Origin of the sequence: Oceanobacillus sp. J11TS1 (assembly GCF_018333215.1) — a bacterium.
GTDB lineage: Bacteria > Bacillota > Bacilli > Bacillales > Amphibacillaceae > Oceanobacillus.
This window is the reverse complement of the sequence record NZ_BORO01000021.1, coordinates 21966-38279: the sequence shown is the minus strand read 5'-3', so window position 1 is coordinate 38279 and position 16314 is coordinate 21966. Positions and strand designations below refer to the sequence as shown.

13 protein-coding genes, 1 pseudogene and 1 riboswitch are annotated in these 16314 nt (G+C 36.4%); of the genes and pseudogenes, 9 read left to right on the top strand and 5 right to left on the bottom strand.

Features of this window, described 5'->3' with window-relative positions; genetic code table 11:
* Positions 1-34 precede the first annotated feature (34 nt).
* Positions 35-1660: an ABC-F family ATP-binding cassette domain-containing protein gene (locus KI343_RS14740; protein ID WP_212927182.1), complete on the bottom strand. Its 1626-nt coding sequence runs from the start codon at positions 1658-1660 to the stop codon at positions 35-37.
* 724 nt (positions 1661-2384) lie between these two features.
* On the opposite strand from KI343_RS14740, the gene KI343_RS14735 reads away from it, so the two are divergent.
* Positions 2385-2969 carry a hypothetical protein gene (locus KI343_RS14735; protein WP_212927181.1) on the top strand — a complete coding sequence of 195 codons (585 nt, stop codon included), beginning with the start codon at positions 2385-2387 and terminating at the stop codon, positions 2967-2969.
* Positions 2970-3052: 83 nt separating this feature from the next.
* On the opposite strand, the gene KI343_RS14730 is transcribed toward KI343_RS14735, so the two are convergent.
* The 3 genes from KI343_RS14730 to KI343_RS14720 form a co-directional block, all read right to left on the bottom strand.
* Complete coding sequence (locus KI343_RS14730) at positions 3053-3712, bottom strand: YpmS family protein (protein WP_212927180.1); 660 nt, start codon at positions 3710-3712, stop codon at positions 3053-3055.
* Positions 3713-3729: 17 nt separating this feature from the next.
* Positions 3730-4632: an SGNH/GDSL hydrolase family protein gene (locus KI343_RS14725; RefSeq protein WP_244856975.1), complete on the bottom strand. Its 903-nt coding sequence runs from the start codon at positions 4630-4632 to the stop codon at positions 3730-3732.
* Positions 4633-5206: 574 nt separating this feature from the next.
* Positions 5207-6868, bottom strand: coding sequence for an O-acetylhomoserine aminocarboxypropyltransferase/cysteine synthase family protein (locus tag KI343_RS14720; protein WP_212927178.1), 1662 nt, complete (start codon positions 6866-6868; stop codon positions 5207-5209).
* Between the two features lie 75 nt (positions 6869-6943).
* A riboswitch (SAM riboswitch) is annotated at positions 6944-7041 on the bottom strand.
* 169 nt (positions 7042-7210) lie between these two features.
* On the opposite strand from KI343_RS14720, the gene KI343_RS14715 reads away from it, so the two are divergent.
* The 5 genes and pseudogenes from KI343_RS14715 to KI343_RS14695 all read left to right on the top strand — a co-directional run bounded on the left by KI343_RS14715 (position 7211) and on the right by KI343_RS14695 (position 11405).
* The gene (locus KI343_RS14715) at positions 7211-8566 is read left to right on the top strand and encodes a T7SS effector LXG polymorphic toxin (RefSeq protein WP_212927203.1); all 1356 of its coding nucleotides are present in this window, start codon (positions 7211-7213) and stop codon (positions 8564-8566) included.
* 16 nt (positions 8567-8582) lie between these two features.
* On the top strand, positions 8583-8963 hold the full coding sequence (locus tag KI343_RS14710) for a hypothetical protein (protein ID WP_212927177.1): 381 nt from the start codon (positions 8583-8585) through the stop codon (positions 8961-8963).
* A gap of 576 nt (positions 8964-9539) precedes the next feature.
* Entirely contained in the window at positions 9540-9911 is a 372-nt protein-coding gene (locus KI343_RS14705) for a hypothetical protein (protein WP_212927176.1), read from the top strand.
* A 449-nt stretch (positions 9912-10360) separates the two neighbouring features.
* Positions 10361-10927 (top strand): SMI1/KNR4 family protein, encoded by a 567-nt coding sequence (locus KI343_RS14700; protein WP_212927175.1) that lies wholly within the window; start codon positions 10361-10363, stop codon positions 10925-10927.
* A 140-nt stretch (positions 10928-11067) separates the two neighbouring features.
* Positions 11068-11405 (top strand): annotated as a pseudogene (locus KI343_RS14695) (hypothetical protein).
* Positions 11406-11500: 95 nt separating this feature from the next.
* Here KI343_RS14695 and rarD read toward each other — a convergent pair.
* A complete protein-coding gene (gene rarD / locus KI343_RS14690; RefSeq protein ID WP_212927174.1) occupies positions 11501-12424 on the bottom strand; it encodes an EamA family transporter RarD in 924 nt (307 codons plus the stop codon).
* A gap of 375 nt (positions 12425-12799) precedes the next feature.
* On the opposite strand from rarD, the gene megL reads away from it, so the two are divergent.
* From megL to KI343_RS14675, 3 genes are all read left to right on the top strand, one after another.
* On the top strand, positions 12800-13987 hold the full coding sequence (gene megL, locus KI343_RS14685; protein ID WP_212927173.1) for a methionine gamma-lyase: 1188 nt from the start codon (positions 12800-12802) through the stop codon (positions 13985-13987).
* Positions 13988-14202: 215 nt separating this feature from the next.
* Positions 14203-15642 carry a cardiolipin synthase gene (gene cls, locus KI343_RS14680; protein ID WP_212927172.1) on the top strand — a complete coding sequence of 480 codons (1440 nt, stop codon included), beginning with the start codon at positions 14203-14205 and terminating at the stop codon, positions 15640-15642.
* A gap of 120 nt (positions 15643-15762) precedes the next feature.
* Positions 15763-16278, top strand: coding sequence for an acyl-CoA thioesterase (locus tag KI343_RS14675; protein ID WP_212927171.1), 516 nt, complete (start codon positions 15763-15765; stop codon positions 16276-16278).
* Positions 16279-16314 lie beyond the last annotated feature (36 nt).

Here is a 16314-nt window from a genome sequence, read left to right as displayed (position 1 = left end):
ATTACCGGACCCTTTATTTTTATAAACAACTTAGTTATGCAGTTGTATACATTTCTTTTACTTGTTTTTGCAACTTTTTATCCTGAACATATTCATCATAAGACATTTCTTTATCGACAATGCCATTCGGCGTAATTTCCATGATGCGATTAGCAATACTGTTGATAAATTCATGGTCATGGGATGTAAAGATGATAGAACCTTTGAAATTCTCTAAGCCATTATTTAGAGATTGAATCGATTCAAGATCAAGGTGGTTGGTCGGCTCATCTAAAATAAGCACGTTTGCCTTAGATAACATCATTTTAGAAAGCATACAGCGTACTTTTTCTCCACCCGAAAGGACATTTGCTTTTTTCTTCGCTTCTTCTCCAGAGAATAGCATTCTTCCTAGGAATCCACGTAAGAAGGTTTCTGTTTCATCTTCTGGTGAGAATTGACGTAACCAGTCCACTAGCGTCAAGTCAGAGCCATCAAAGAACTCGGAATTATCTTTCGGGAAATAGGATTGGGAAGTGGTAATTCCCCATTTATAAGAACCTTCATCGGGTTCCATTTCACCAGAGATAATTTGCAATAAAGTAGTGTTGGCAATATCATCTTTACCTACTAACGCCACTTTATCATTTGGATTTAAAGTGAAATTCACCTTATCTAATACTTTTACACCATTAATGGATTTTGATAAATCCTTCACTTGCAATAAATCATTTCCAATTTCTCGCTCTGGCGTAAAGGCGATATAAGGATACTTTCTAGATGACGGCTTAATATCATCTAGTGTAATATTATCGAGCATTTTTTTACGTGAAGTTGCCTGCTTGGATTTGGATGCATTTGCACTAAAACGGGCGATAAAGTCTTTTAACTCTTTGATTTTCTCTTCTTTTTTCTTATTCGCATCTTGTGCCATACGAGATGCAAGCTGGCTGGATTCATACCAGAAATCATAGTTACCTACATACAGTTGAATTTTTCCGTAATCCACATCGGCAATTTGGGTACATACTTTATTTAAAAAGTGACGATCGTGGGATACAACGATAACGGTATTTTCAAATTGGATTAGAAATTCTTCCAGCCATTGGATTGCTTGAATGTCCAATCCGTTGGTCGGCTCATCAAGAAGAAGAATATCTGGACTGCCAAACAATGCTTGAGCTAGTAAGACTTTAACTTTTTGTTCTTCAGGAATGTCAGCCATTTTCAAATCGTGAAGGGATTCATCTACGCCAAGTCCTTTTAGAAGCACTGCTGCATCAGACTCTGCTTCCCAACCATTCATTTCCGCAAATTCACCTTCAAGTTCAGCGGCGCGAATTCCGTCTTCCTCGCCAAAGTCCGCTTTCATATAAATTGCATCTTTTTCCTGTTTCACTTGGTACAGACGCTCATGTCCCATTAATACTGTTTCTAAAACAGGATGTTCTTCATAAGCATAGTGATCCTGCTTTAACACAGCTAAACGCTGTCCAGGTGTAAGGGACACATTCCCAGATTGCGGCTCAATTTCGCCGGATAGAATTTTTAAGAAAGTGGATTTTCCTGCACCATTTGCCCCGATAACGCCATAGCAGTTGCCGGGCGTAAATTTTAAATTGACATCTTCAAAGAGCTTTTTATCACCATATCGTAAACTAACATTCGTTACTGTTAACATTTTTAATTGCCTCCATTAAATGAAACTTCATCCAGTGGATGAGCTTATCCTACTTCCACTGCATGTTAGCTGACCTGATCTCCTGCCTGAACAGCATTTTTCTGTTTTGAAGCGGCAGTGTTACGAACAGTTACACCTCAAGGTAAGCTTACGTTATTTAGGGCAACAATGCAAGATAAGATGGCTGTATTAATGAAATTAATGTAGATTTGAATCGTTATAAAAGAAAAGAGAAATAGACCTGAAGGCTTAGCTGGAAATATGGCGCTGGCTCCTTATGAAGGGACAGAGAAATGTATAAGATAAAGATAGGTGTAAAGCGAAATAAAATTATGTTCTCTGAGCCTTAAGAAATAGAGGAACGCTGATAAATTTAAATGCCTCTCCACATATGTAGGATGCTTTTTTAGATGTTTTTCATATACTAATAAACAAAAAAGAAGCGATATGCTTTGTTCACTCCTATTTAAGACGAGGAACAAGAATGACAAGGAAGAAAACTGATGCGAGAAATTAAAAAACAGTGAAACTTTATGTGGATTTATTCGTAAATACAATATATAGCAATGAAAGATTGGGTAGAATTTTTTGCAACTTATATGGATAGAACGTATTTTTACGATTCTGACGTGATTATTTCTATTTTTGGTTCAGCTATTGTATATTAGAAAACTTTTGTATATATTAATAAAAAGAGTTATGTCCAAAGAGGGGGAAAAAGCAGATGAAAAGCAGGACGGTTTATTTGCTGTTTACGGATACAGGCAGCTATCTTTCACGATTGATTCATCTGTATACAAAAGAGCCTTTAAACCATGTTTCTATTGCTTTAGATAGAGAATTAAAAGAAGTTTATAGCTTTGGGAGAAAACAGCCTAATAATCCATTTATCGGTGGCTTTGTAAAAGAAGACATTTTTTCAGCGTATTTAAATCGTTCTACCTGTGAAATTTATGCGCTTCAAGTGACCGAAAAAGAATATGAATGTATCTGTTCTTTGATTCAAAATATAGAAATAGAGAAAGATAAGTACCGTTATAATTTTATTGGACTATTTGGAGTTATGATGAAAATAAAAATTACACGTCGGGCAGCCTTTTTCTGTTCGCAGTTTGTTGCTACAATTTTACAACATGTATCGAGTCTATCCTTAACCAAAGATCCTTGTTTTACAACACCGGAGGATATTCGCAGCGCTCCTAATTTAGAACTTGTTTATAAAGGGGTGTTGTTACATTATAAAAATACCGCTATAGATTCCTTACCATCGACTGAACAGCCATCATTATCTTATATTTCTAATCTATAGAGGAAGTTAACAAAATTATCTTAAACCAGGATAAAAACCTAAAAAAGTGTAAGCTTCGTATAATAGAAGCTCTACACTTTTTTCTATTTAAATAAACTTTTCATCGCATCTTTGGAGAAATCTTGAATACCGAGCGTTTTATAAGGGACGACCAGTTTCAGGGTGATATTATTTGCTTCTAAGTCCATGTGCTGTACAGAAACATCGAAGTTTCCCTGGAGTTCCATATCGGTAACAGCTACGTATATTTCTTGGCTGTCAGGGTCAATTGTTACCCATTCGGGCATTGGTAAAAAGCGGTCCATGTATTCCATGATTTTCTTATTTGGCAGTTCTAAAAGTCCAATGGAAATAGATTTTTGCTGCAAAATAAGATCGCCATTTGCCTGTTCAATTGGTTCAAGACGGACAGAAAGAGGAACCGTAGATGAAAAAACAGGCAGTTCGCCCATTAAATGCACATCATCTTCAAGCAAAATACGGTAGTGATGATCTGTTCCCTCAAGCAGTTTTTCAATATAAGCATTGATTAAATTATTTAAGTTTTGCTTCGTTGTTTGAATGTAAAACTCAGAGCTTGCCTGTTCATCGATGGCTGTTTGCTGCGGGAACTCATTTTTAGAAACTGGCCAAAAAATAAGAACAAGCAGAAGGAGTAAGACAACTCCGTTAAAGAGAAGGAGGCCAAGAAATCCTGCCTTCCATTTATTATTAATTTTTATTTGTCGGTTCTTTACTCTCATTGCATTTCCATCCCAACTTAATTAAAGTATTCCAGAATTCGTTCAGCAATTAAATAATATCCATCATAATTAGGGTGGAAATTATCATCTGAAAATAAGTTTGCCGCCGTATCATCAAATAAATCTTCAATCGGTACAAAAGTACTGTTCTCATCCTGGTTGACAATTTCCCTGCTTGCAGCGTTCCAATCCTGAATAATCATATTTAGTTCTGGAATATCTTCAAAATAATTTTTAAAAGGATTAAATACACCTAATAGATAAATAGAGGCATCCGAATTTAGTGCACGAATTTTATCGAATATGTGACTTAATCTTTCCTCATAGTGAACCTGTTCTTCATTAAAATGACTAATATCTAAATCCATAATGTTTTCCTTTAATACGCGCATAATATCATTGGCACCAATAGTAATGAGAATAATATCAGCTTCTTCCACAGCTTTTATAAGTTCTGGATCCTTATCCAGGCGGTGAAGCAGCTGATCAGAGCGGTTTCCGCGTTTTCCAAAATTATCAAAGTGAATATTTGTATCAAGTACTTGGAGTGTTCTATCTAAGATGCCCACATAGCCGCCTTGATTCGTATCATCCCCAACGCCTTGAGTTAGTGAATCGCCAAGCGCTACGATATCAATATTTTCTTCTGCTGCAAATTCAAATGAATGTTGCAGTGATTCATCGATCACTATTGACTCACTTTCCTGCTCATCCACATCTCCCATGACATCCTCACTTGATTCTTCCGTCTCTTCTTTTTCCTCTTTCGCCGGTTCAGGGATAATTTGTTCTCTTAAAGCTTCTTCTCTTTCCCGTTGTTCGGAACTTAATTGAAAATAGGGCAGCTGTAAAATCGTGAAAACAGCTATGGTTATAATAAGAATGGAACTGACGAGAATAAGCCATTTCTTTTTCGTCATCTTCATGTTCACACCTACGTGTTCTTTTCTTCTAGTTTATGTTCGATCAAATAAAATTGCCTAAGCTTAGCAAAGGAATTTTTTTAATGTGGAAAATTCATTTTAAAAAACTAGGCTCTTCACCACAATTTAGGTAGACAAATTAAATTTGATAAATAGCTACCGCTACGAAAAAACACTACGCTTTCCGTGGGCTTGTCCTCAGCCTCCTCGAAAAAGAAGACCACTTTTTCTGCGGGGTCTTCACACTGCGCTTTCCCACAGGAGTCTCCGTATTTTTTCTCCGCTAGCTAGTTTTCATTACCATATTTATTCATATACCCAACCATTGATTTTGATGTTGACTCAAAAACGATAGAAATTTAATAGTTTACCTATACGTTGTCGTTCTAATCTTAGTTTACTCAAGGAATAGAAATAATAAACCATGTTTAAATGAAAAACGTCTTCTAATTTTTAAGGTAGAAGACGTAACTAAATGTTAGTATAACATAATTATACCCGTCCTTCTTTACATTAAAACGTAAAACAATGTATTGAAGAAAGACGGGTAGGGAGATGTCAATTTCACATGTTATTGCTGAGAATTGCGCAGTTCAAGCGCAAACTGTGCTGGTTGAATATTGGAAAGGATAAATACGTCAGATGTTATTTCTGAGCTTGAGTTCGTAAATAAAATCGTTCCTTGATAAGCTGTATTTTCTTCTGGCGCAGTTTTTCCCTCTTGTAACCAAACGGCATCTGCTCCTGTTAATGTTTGTGGAGTAAGTTCCTCTGTATCTGCTACAGAGATAACCTCATAGCCTAATTTATATAAAGGGGCTGCATCCGTTTCAGCGACTCCAACCGTTACGATGCGTTTTTTACGGATACCATTACTGCGATCAAAAGGGGATTGCAGTAAATTTTCTACAGCAATTTCTTCTGCAGACTTTTGGTTGCCATATGATTTTCCTGTTGCTTTATGAATCGCTTGGTTCAAATCAGCGATAACATCATCAAATGCTTCCAACCCAACAGATAGGCGAACCAATTCTTCTGTAACGCCACTTTTTGCTAGATCGTCATCGGTTAATTGTTGATGTGTTGTAGAAGCAGGATGGATAATCAGTGATTTTGCATCACCAACGTTAGCAACATGAGACCAAAGCGCTACATGATCAATTAACGTTCGTCCAGCATCACGTCCGCCTTCAATACCAAATGTAATAATGGAACCAAATCCGCCTTTGAAATACTTTTTAGCGAGCTGATGGGATGGATGTGATGCGAGTCCAGGATAGTTCACCCACTCTACTGCAGGATGCTCTTCTAGATAAGCGGCGACCTTTTCCGCATTTTCACTATGTTGCTTGATGCGTAAATGTAAGGTCTCTAATCCTTGCAATAATAAAAAGGCACTATGAGGACTAAGGGAAGCTCCGATATCACGCAATAATTGGACGCGCAACTTTGTAATAAAGGCTGCTGGACCTAAATCTGCGTACTTTAAACCATTATAGCTTTGATCTGGCTCTATAAAATCAGGAAAACGTTCATTGTTCCAGTCAAATCTTCCGCTATCTACAACAACACCGCCAATGGTTGTGCCATGTCCGCCAATCCATTTTGTAGCAGAGTGAACGACGATATCAGCACCCCAGGTTAATGGTTTGGCAACATAAGGTGTAGCAAAAGTATTATCAATAATTAAAGGGATGCCATGCTGATGCGCAATATCAGCAACAGTTTCAACATCAAAAACATATAGACTCGGATTTGTAATAATTTCACCAAAAATGGCTTTTGTCTTGTCTGTAATAGCAGATTCAATTGCTTTTGGATCCGTACCATCCACAAACTTTACATTAATTCCATAACGTGGAAGGGTATTTGCAAATAGATTGTACGTACCGCCATATAAATTGCTATCTGCAATAATTTCATCACCGGCACGAGTGATATTTAGAATTGCTAATGTAATAGCAGCCATTCCAGATGACGTGCCTAGAGCACCGATGCCATCTTCTAGTTGTGCGATGCGTTGTTCAAAGGTATCGACAGTTGGGTTCATGATTCGTGTATAAATATTTCCCGGCTCTGCCAACCCAAATAAATTTTGCGCATGTTCTGTGTCACGGAATACATAAGAAGTTGTTTGATAAATAGGTACTGCACGAGAGCCCGTTGTTGGATCTGGAACCTGGCCTCCATGTAATAAAATCGTCTCGTCTTTCTGCACTGGATAAGTTGACATTTTATTTCCTCCCCTGTTTTATAAAAAGAACTCCCTTCCAAAAGAAGAGAGCTCTTGTTACCGACTTAGAACTCTCCCTTATCTTTCAGACTATTCATCTGTAGGACTTAGCACCAAGTTTATAGGTTGCCGGGTTTCATAGGGCCCATTCCCTCCACCACTCTTGATAAGAGATTATGCTAAATATTTTAAATTTATAGAGAGTATATAGTTATTTGGGTTAAAAGTCAAGTATTTAACTAGGAATAATATAGATTACTTCTGTATAGCTTAGATGAATCAAACCATGCTTTGTTAGATGAAGCATTTTTACAAGAAGCACTCCGAGAAGATTTACATTAGATTAGTGAAAAAGCAGAAAAATTAACAGCAGACGCAAATGAACAGCTTCGTTCTGTGATGGATATTGTCGATGTATCGACCGTATCCGATGAGGAATTTCAATGGGGAATCGATTATTTGGACAAAAAGGCGGGCAGACTTACCGAAAAACTTCATGCATTCGATGACCATGCGAGTGAACAGTTGACCTCAACCGAGGAAGACCTGCAACGGATGGAGAGCTACATACAGGATATCGCAAGCATGACAAGCAATCATCAGTTAATCCCAAGCAGCTATGAGCCGAATCAAATTAACAAGCTTGACAGCCATAAAGAGATGCTGGCAGGGTTAAGCCAAAAGGTTATTTCCAAAGAATATTTCTTAGACTATTTCTTCTCCTTTGTCCATCCAATGAATGTTGTTAAAATAATGCTTGGTGTCAATCCCGTATTTCTTTTGTACCAAACCGTTCAAAAGGTGGATAGTGAAAAAGCAGTGACAAGAGAGTATCGCGGACGCGCCTTACAGCAAAAATCAACCAGCAGATCAGAAATCCTGAGTCAAGATGAATGGGAGCGAAATACGGCTACTATTATCGAGACAGTGTTTGTAGAAGATTATAAAGGCGAGTGGGATGGAGAATATCTGACGCTGGAAGATGGAAGAATTGTGAGGTCTTATACGACGAGTACAGGAGTACAGCAATATGAATATGTGGAGGCAATCCCAAAAGCACGGATAGAAGAGCCAGAGGAAGAAAAAGGAATGAGCATATATTTAGATAAAGCACTCGATTTAGGGAAACAAGGTGCAGAAATAGGGTGGAATGCAGCTAAAGCAACGGCAGACTTTTGGTGGTTAGATGATGCAAATACCCTAATTGACGAAGATGCTTCCTTTGGAGATAAGCTTTGGGCAGCTTCTTCATTTGTGCCGATACCTGGTATACAGTTGATAACAAAGACGAAGCATGGTGTAAAACTTTTTACAAGTTCAGGGGTTAGGAAAGGGAGAAAGGTGAATGATGGGGGGAACGGGCATAGTCAAGCTAACAGAAATAATAACTTGAAAAATATTAATATTAAGGATTTCGAAATAAAAGATAAACACTTAAAAAATTCAACTGCAAAACGCTCTAGGAAATTTAATGTTTCAACTTCTGAAGAGGCAAATAAAATAGTGCAAGACGTAATAAAAAACGGGAAAGTTTATAAAATTGCAGATAATGGAATAGGGAGTCAAGGTCAAAAATCATTTTCAGCAATAATTGATGCTGGAAAAGTAATAAGATCCAAAGGAGAAAATTATTTAAAGCTTGTCTATGATGAATTAAATAATGTATGGACAACCTATCCGGTACCGGCTCCAAAATAAAAGGAGGCTTAAAACTATGAATAGTAGTTTTTCTATTAAAAAAATTTTGTGCAGATATAACTGGAAGCAAATAAGCAAACTACAAGATTTTATTCTATCTGAAATTGATGAAGATAATTTGGAAGAAACATTGGATTTTATTAAAAGCAATGATATGAAAAAAATAGAAAAATATAAAGATATATTATATGAAGGAAATCAATATAAAGGCTTGTTTCTTGAAGGAAATCAATATTTGATTTCTAGCACAAAAGATACGGTTTTAATAATAGATAGAATTAGTGAGGAAAATGGCGTTTGTAAAGAGCAAACCAGGATTCTTATTCCAATTATGGATTTTACCTATTTGGTAAGTAATAAAAAAGAAGTAATGAAATGGATAGAAATTAACAGCTAAATTAGTTATCAATCTAAAGCTCTAGGGAGGGACTGATTATTATAAAGTGGAGCTAAAAATCTGGTAGTAATCAATCTTGTTTTTCAGATAATTAAACTAATCTTGGTTTCCAGAGAGTTTGACCTCTAATGACATTGAAAAGGCTGGACAGCTTGGTGCCAATCCAGCTTTTCTTCTGTACCAAACCGTTTAAGCGGTAGATAGTGAAAAAGCCCTAATAAGAGAGTATTGCGGACGTGCCTTGCAGCAAAAATCATTCAGCAATTCGGAAGTTATGAGCCAGGATGAATGGGAGCGAAATACAGCTAAGGTATAAAACTTTTTACAAGTTCAGGGAGTAGGAAAGGTTCTACACTTGGTAGGGGGACGGATGAACTTGGTGAAATTATAAAGCAAGGACAAAAAATGCCAAAGCATATTGAAGTGAAGAATAAAACTAGTTTGCCGGGGAAAGGTGAACCTAATTCTTCAGCTGATTTGTTAAATCCTGATGGAACTCACGTGTTCCCTCATAGACATAAGTGGGATTGGTTTAAAAAACCCTCTAGACAAGTATCTGAATAAGGAGAATTAATGATGAGTAAAATTCATGATAGTAAAATTTTAAATTCCCAAATAGATTTCGAGAATTCAATAATTAAAATAAAAGTAATAACCGAACAAGAGGAACAACTAAATATGATATTTGAAGAATTTTTGGCTTTTCATTTTGAAAACCAACTGCCTGATAGCGTACTATTAGATATAGTTGAAGAAAAGGTTGATTCATTTACAATAGAAAACAAAGATTTGTTAGAGAAGGAAAAAGATTATTTTTGGCCGATAGATTATGAAGATGTGGAGGATTTGATTAATTATATTAAAGATAATAGTTATCACTACTATAAAATACACGCTTCATATGGATTAAATGGATGGATTCTTTCAAAAAAGTACTCTTTTAAATGAATAGAGGTAAACGGGTTAATTTTCAAAGAAAAAGGTCATTAGCACCTTAAATAAACGATATGCTCCCATTATAGTGGATAGAGAAATAATAAAAATTTTAAAGTCCTTGATGCGCTTTGCGTTAGAAGAATAGAATCAGATTATCACGAAATAAATACTAAAAATGCTGGGATCATATATAATTTACGAAAATATGCCATTTATGAGGGGAAAGTAAAAAATGGTGTATTTAAATTGGAGAACAGGCAGGAAATTCCTGTAACTTGTTTAAGAAGAAGTATCAAAAAAATAGAAAATAGTAGATTAACAGAGATGGAATTCTATCAAATCTATCTAAATTAAAAATAAGATTACAAAAAAATAATGGTTAATGGAAAGGTGAGCCAGGTAAAGGGAAATGGTATTCGGATAAACCTGAAGTAAAAAGTAACGGATGGGTGAAACATATAATGTTAAGAATATTTAAATTTAACAATGAAGATGTAGAGAAAAATATAAAAGAATTTAAAGAAGCGAACAAAGTAACACTACCTCAACAATATGAAGAATTTTTAAAGAAATATAATGGTGGAAATACACCAAAAACAAATTTTAAAATAAATGGTGTTTCTTCTGATATAAGAGCATTTTTTGGTTTTGGGAATGCAAGTAAAGATTATAATTTTTTATTTTTGAAGGAGAATGACTTTTTGAAAAATCACTTGGATAAGCAGTTTTTACCTATTGCAACAGATAGCTTTGGTAATATAATCGTTATTGGAATCGGAAAAGAAAATAATGGAGAAATTCATTTTTTTGATTGCGAAAAAAGTCTGTATAAGCATCTTAGGGACAATTTTGAAGAATTCATTCAGAAAGTAAAAAGTAAAAAATTTGTTGTTCGCAGTATTGAAGAAAGGATTCATGATATGAAGGAATCTGGAAGTAATATTGAAATTGATGAAGATTTAATCAACCTTTGGCAAAGCGAAATTGATAAATATTCTGGAAGCAAACAAGAAAAAGTAATTATTTAATTTAACCAACAATTAAAGAAATAGCAGTGGTAAACTGGTTTCGTATCTCGTTAAATCAAAATAAGAAGGATCTACCATGAAAGATGGTGCTCATATAGCACCAGCAAAACCATCCGGATAAAGTAGGAAGGAAGATGTCTATGGATGCGGATTCTTTATTTCTTATATTAATAAAGTATGAAGGTGTAGAAATCATATTAGAGTGGAACAGTGGATTAAGAATTGTAGGCAAAACAGACACATTTTATGAGACAGACAATGGATTAGATGATGACGATCCAGAGTACGTAGAATATTATGCAACTGCATTTCAAGTAAATAATATTTTATCCCATCCCATCCTACTACTAACGAAGGCAGGGTATATAACTGGTTGAAACAAGAAAAAAGTTCATTAGTTGAAATTTCACTTTATGATGATCCACCAAGTTCAGTATATTTAATGGACGGAAAAAGAGTATGGGAAAGAGATAATTAATGAAAGCAGGAAAAACAAGATGCTTCATAAAAAAGACAATAGTCATGTCGTTAAAACGATAAAGACTATTGTCTTTTTATGGTAGAACTATTCTGTTATGCTTTTTGTTCTTTATTCCTTCTTCTAGCACGTGGCGTATCTCGATAAATACTGGCCATATAAATAATAAGAGCTGCCCAGATAAGCGCAAAGGTAATCATATGATGTACCGTGAATGTTTCATTATATAAGAATACACCTAAGAAGAACATAATTGTCGGTGCGACATATTGCAGAAATCCGACCATTGCCAGCGGAATCCGTTTGGCGCCTGCAGCAAACAACAGTAAAGGAACGGCTGTAACAACGCCGCTGCCTATCAGTAAGAGATTATCCGAGGTGAAGAAGGGAGCAAAAGTAAATGATCCTTCCGATGGGATAAATATTAAATAAAATAGGGCAACTGGTGTAATGACAAGTGTTTCAATGGTGAGTCCATACATCGCATGGAGATTGACGGTTTTTTTGATGAGTCCATAAAGGCCAAAAGTCATTGCTAATAAAAGAGAAATCCAAGGGAATACACCATAACTCAGTGTTAAATAAAGTACACCGATTCCTGCAAGAATAAAGGATAAGATCTGCCCCTTTGTTGTCCTTTCCTTCAATACAAAGATACCTAGCAATATGCTGATCAAGGGATTGATATAATACCCTAAACTTGCTTGCAGCACATGCCCGTGTTGTACAGAAAAAATAAACAGAAACCAATTTATTGAAATAATAATAGAAGCTGTAATGATAGCAATTGTTTTCTTTTTATCTTTTTTAAGCATATGTATGGTTTCTATGAATTGCCGCCAGCTACCTGTTACAAGTACTAAGAAAATCATAAATACCAGGCTCCAGACAATCCGATGAGCAAGTACTTCACCAGCTGGGACATGATCGAGAAGTTTCCAATAAATCGGGAATATCCCCCATAATAAATAAGCAACAAAGGTGATGATAGCTCCTTGTTGTAAAGGTTTATTATCCATCTTTCATTCCTACTTTCTGAAAAAATCAAACTAAGTCTAATATTAAAACTTTATCTGAAAGGAAGCAATGACTTTTTAAATAATGCATTGGATATCGGTAGAAAAAATTGAATCAATTCCATAAATTCAGGTATTTTTTAATGGAAACATTTTCAACGATGCAAGAATACTTTATGATAAGGGGAGAGACTCAGAAGAAATTAATTGTCTTTAAGCATGCATGTCTGAATTTCCCTTATTGGATATAGAAAAACATCATATATATTAAGGGAAAACGGTCACTAGATTTTCTGATTAACTTAGGCTAGATTCGCGTATTAAAAAGCAGACCTGCTGGGATCAAGTTTCATATTATCGGGATGGGAGAGAATATAAATGGATAAAAAGTTTAAACATATGGAAACGGCAATGATTCATGAGGGGTATGATTCGAAAGAACTGCTTGGCAGTTTAACACCGCCAATTTTTCAGACATCTACCTTTACTTTTGATACAGCGGAGCAAGGAGCAGCGCGCTTTGCAGGGGAAGAAGAAGGACATGTCTATACTCGTGTAAGCAATCCTACCGTACAAATTTTGGAACAAAAGCTAGCAGCATTGGAAAAGGCAGAAAAGGGGCTGGCATTTGCATCTGGCATGGCTGCAATATCTGCAGTTTTAATCGCCCTCACTAAAGCAAATGACCACATTATTTGCTCGTCTGGATTATATGGCTGCACCTTTGGTTTATTATCAATGATGGATGAGAAATACAATATTCAAACAGATTATGTAGATATGACGGAAGCACAGAATATAGAAGAAAAAATCAGGCCAGAAACAAAGGTATTTTACATTGAAACGCCGATTAATCCGACCATGGAAGTAATTGATCTTGAGCTAGTTATTACGATTGCCAAGAAGCATGATATTTATGTCGTTGTCGACAACACATTTTCTACGCCTTACTTACAACGTCCGATTGAATTAGGAGCTGATGTTGTGGTGCATAGTGCTACAAAATATTTAAGCGGGCATGGCGACGTGATTGCAGGGATAGCAGCTGGAAGAAAAAAATTAATGGAACAAATTGCAGCAACGACGCAGAAGGATATTGGGGGTGTCCTGTCCCCATTCGATGCTTGGCTGGTTGTTCGCGGAATGAAGACATTACCGCTTCGAATGGATAAACATGCTGAGAATGCCTTGCAAATTACAGAAAAACTAAAACAGCATCCAGGGATTAAACATGTATTTTATCCGGGGGATCCGGATGCCAGTGGATACCCTATTATGAGAAAACAAATGAAATCTGGCGGTGGAACACTTTCTTTTGAGATAAATGGAGGGAAGGAAGAAGCACAAGCCTTTCTCAATAATTTACAGTTTATCCATATTGCTGTAAGTCTTGGTGATACAGAAACATTAATTCAGCATCCAGCTACGATGACGCATGCAGTGATTCCGTATGAAGAACGCCAAAGAATGGGAATTACAGATTCTTTGATTCGATTATCGGTTGGAATTGAAGCTTGGCAGGATATTTGGGAGGATTTGAGCCAGGCATTGAAGCATTTAAAATAATCTATTTTTGTGGAGGAAACGGCTCCATCGCTCCCGCCTTTGGATTGAAGGGGAATTTTATCCAGGCGGGAGACATCAGAGTACAACATCTACCTTTTTAAGGACCACCTAATCGCAGTTTTGATAAGTGCAAGAAAAGGAATGAATCTTCATTTTGTGCTATCATAAGTACATAACTACCTTTTGCGGGAGAAGAAGGGATAGGAGCAGGATACATGGGAATTTACTCAATCATTATTGGATTAATTTTTGTTATAAATATTGCACTAGCTATATCCATTATCTTTCTAGAGCGAAAAGATCCTACCTCTTCTTGGGCATGGGTTATGGTGTTGCTGTTTATTCCTATTTTAGGTTTTATTCTATATTTAATTTTTGGACGTCCCATCAGCAATCGCCATATATTCAAATGGGATCAGCGAAGCCGGATGGATGTAAAGAAAGCAGTACAAAAACAAATTAATGCCATTGAGAATAATGCATTTCAATTAAATCATCGTGACTTAAAAAACCATCAAGATTTAGTCTATCTTCATCTTCGTAATGACAATGCCATTTACACAGAAAATAATGGCGTAGATATTTTTACGGATGGCCATGAAAAGTTTGAGGCACTCTTAGAAGATATTAACCGGGCAAAGCATCATATTCATGTGCAGTACTATATTATGCGAAGTGATGGGTTAGGGAGCCGGCTTGCCAATGCGTTGATAAGTAAGGCAAAAGAAGGGGTTTGTGTCAGGGTTTTATATGATGATATGGGTTCGAGATCATTGAAGAGAAGCTACATAAAGAGACTGAGAGAAGCTGGCGTTTTTGTCGAATCATTTTTCCCTTCAAACTTTATAATTAATTTTAAAATTAATTATAGGAACCATCGAAAGTTAACCATCATTGATGGAGAAATCGGCTATATTGGCGGATTTAATGTCGGTGACGAATATTTAGGATTGAAGCGGAAATTCGGGTATTGGCGTGACACCCATTTGCGAGTGATCGGGGATGCCGTACAAAGTATGCAAACTCGCTTCGTATTAGATTGGAACCAAGCCTCCAAACAAAAAATTTCATATGAAGAAGAACATTTTCAAACGATTTCTGGAGGCAACATTGGCATGCAGATTGTCTCGAGCGGCCCAGATTCTGAATACGAGCAGATCAAAAATGGGTATATGAAAATGGTTATGGAAGCAGAGAAATATATCTATATTCAAACACCGTATTTCATACCAGATGAGAGTCTGCGTGACGCGCTGCGTATTGCAGTGTTATCTGGAGTGGATGTGAAGATTATGATTCCGAATAAACCGGATCATCCCTTTGTTTATTGGGCGACAATGTATTATTGTGGAGACTTACTTGGTGCTGGGGCGGAGATTTTTATTTACCAGAATGGATTTTTACATGCGAAAACCATTATTGTCGATGGCAAAATTGCTACTGTCGGCACAGCAAACATCGACGTAAGGAGTTTCCGTCTCAATTTTGAAGTCAATGCATTCTTATATGATATTGACGTTGTGAACCGACTAATCGCGGAGTTTGATAAAGATTTAAAGCATTCGACGCAAATGACGAAAAAGTTATATGAAAAACGTTCTATCGGTATTCGCTTTAAGGAATCCGTTTCTCGTTTAATATCACCCGTATTATAAGGAAGGCTTGAACAGCCCAACAAGAAATAATACATCGAATTTTGTATTTTTTACTGGGTTTATTGGCAACCTCAATATAGAAAGAAAACAGACAAAATAGTATAGCAGGAGGAAATATAGATGAAGGCAAAACCTTGTTCTGCATCATTAGCATTGAAAACAACACACGTACTTCCACCAGATACGAATCATTATGGAACATTATTTGGAGGGCAATTGATGGCGCACCTTGACGATATCGCTGGAATCGCAGCTGTGAAGCACGCAAATCATCATGTTGTAACAGCGTCAACGGATTCCGTGGACTTCTTAGCCCCTGTAAAGGTTGGACATTATATTTCGATAGAGGCTTTTGTCACTTGGACACACCATACATCCATGGAGGTATTTATTCGGGCGATTACCGAAGATATTCGAACTGGGGAAAGAACAGCATGTACAACCGCGTTTATGACCTTTGTCGCGATTGATGAAAATGGTAAACCAATTGAAGTGCCGCCTGTTTATCCAGAAACAGAAGATGAAAAAATGCTTCATGAAAGTGCACCGCTCCGTGCAAATCGGCGCGCAGAGAGAAGAAAACAGTCCAAACAGTTAGCAGAAACCTTTGGGACAGTGTATCGAACTGAAAAATAAAATAAATACAACACAAAAAATACCGACCAAAATTCA